Below are 1,747 nucleotides of genomic sequence, written 5' to 3'. Positions count from 1 at the left end.
CACGCTCAGACCTCGTAAGCGGTAACCGAGCGGCGTTCTTGCCTACTTCGAGCGCGGGTGGAGATCGGATCGAAGCGGATTGGCCGCGAAGTGTTGCTTCCACAGCCTTGGGGTGAGTTGCGCGACATCGGCGGCAGGGTGCTGGCCGACGCGCTGGAGCACATCGACCAGATAGGCATAGGGGTCGATGTCGTGCAGGCGACAGGTGGCGATCAGGCTCTGCGCGATCCCCACGTATTTCGCGCCGACCTCGGTCCAGCAGAAGAGCCAGTTGCGGCGGCCCATCGGCACTACGCGTAGCGCCCGCTCGAGGTGGTTGGTGTCGATCGGCACCTCGGGGTCGGCGAGGTAGACCTCGAGGGCGGCCCGGCGCTCACGCACGTAGGCCAGGGCAGCAGTCAGCGGTGAGCTCGGCAGCAGACCGTGGGATTCGAATTGGGTGTCGACCCAGTCGAAGAACCGGTCGACCATCGGCTTGGCCTGGGCGAGCCGGTATGCGCGGCGTGCCTCGCCGACGAGCTGTGCCTCACGGATGTGCTGCTCTACCGCGTAGAGCTGGCCGATCATCTCCAGTGCCTGCGCCGCCCGTTCGGGCTCGACCGACTGCGCCTCGAAGAACTTTCTTCTCGAGTGCGCCCAGCATTGCGCGCGCGTGAGCCCGCATTTTTGTGCGTAACGTTCGTAGGCCGCGTAGCCGTCGGTGAGCAGCACCGCCCCCACGGGCGGTGGGTCGGTCCCCAGGGTCTGCGCAATGTGTTTGCCACTACGCCCCTCGTGATAGGCGAAGCAGATTTCGTCGCGCTCGCCATACACCGGCCAGAAGTAGCCGCCCTTCATCTTCCCCGGGCCGGCGCGCCCGGCCTTGATCGGGGTCTCGTCCATCGCCTTGATGCGACTTGCGCGGATCGAGTCGAGCTGGGCCGTAAAGACCGGCTCGAGCAGCGCGAGCGCCGCGTGGGTGAGCTGCGTGAGCCACGGGCGCGAGACCCGGATGCCGTTGTCCCCGAGCCGCTGATGCTGGCGGTACAGCGGCTGGTGGTAGCAGAACTTGTCGGTGATGAGCCCGGCGATGAAGCTCACGTCGGCGCGGCTACCGTCGATCACCCCGGCGGGGGCCGCCGGGCCGTGGATCGTCTGCGTGTCGCGGCGCTTGATGACCGGGCGCACGTACTTGAGGATCACGTAGCTGCCCGGGCGCTGCGCCAGGCGATGGCTCACCTTCTCGCCGATCACCTCGAACTGCTCGGCGGTGAGGCCCTCGGTCTCGGGGTTGGCGAGCGTGATCGTCTCGACCGGGACGCGCGTCTCGTCGAAGAACAGTGCCGAGTCGTCCTTGCTCTGGGCGAAGTCGGTGCGCGACGCACGACGGGTGTGTCCCGCCACGGTCTTGCCGGGGAGATCGGGCTGCGTGTCGGGGATCGGCAATTCGCCCAGATGCATCTGCGTGGTGTCGGGTGACACCACGCGCTTCTCGCTCTTCTGGCCAAAGAGCTGGCGGCGGAACCACTCGAGCTGATGCTTGAGTGCCGCAAATTCGAGCCGCATCGCATCCATGTCGCGCTGCAAGGCGACGTTCGCCTGCGCCAGTCCGACGATCTGCTCGGGCGCCCACTGGGCGGCCTCGGCAAGGGTCGGAACGGGGGTGGAGTGCGGCGCGGGCATGGCGCATATTTTACCGTAGAACCCAGCATTCATGCGGGTTGCACGGCGTTTGCGGGCAGTTGGAAACGGCGCTTGGTGCGGGCCG

The 1,747-nt window shown here is 67.0% G+C and carries 1 protein-coding gene; it reads right to left on the bottom strand.

The window, feature by feature from the left end; all coding sequences use genetic code 11:
- Positions 1-42 precede the first annotated feature (42 nt).
- On the bottom strand, positions 43-1,662 hold the full coding sequence (locus ACE3SS_RS15685; protein WP_374595552.1) for an IS66 family transposase: 1,620 nt from the start codon (positions 1,660-1,662) through the stop codon (positions 43-45).
- Positions 1,663-1,747: the final 85 nt, after the last annotated feature.

It is taken from the genome of Aquabacterium sp. (assembly GCF_041915145.1).
Taxonomy (GTDB): domain Bacteria; phylum Pseudomonadota; class Gammaproteobacteria; order Burkholderiales; family Burkholderiaceae_C; genus Aquabacterium.
This window is presented reverse-complemented; position numbering and strand designations above follow the sequence as displayed.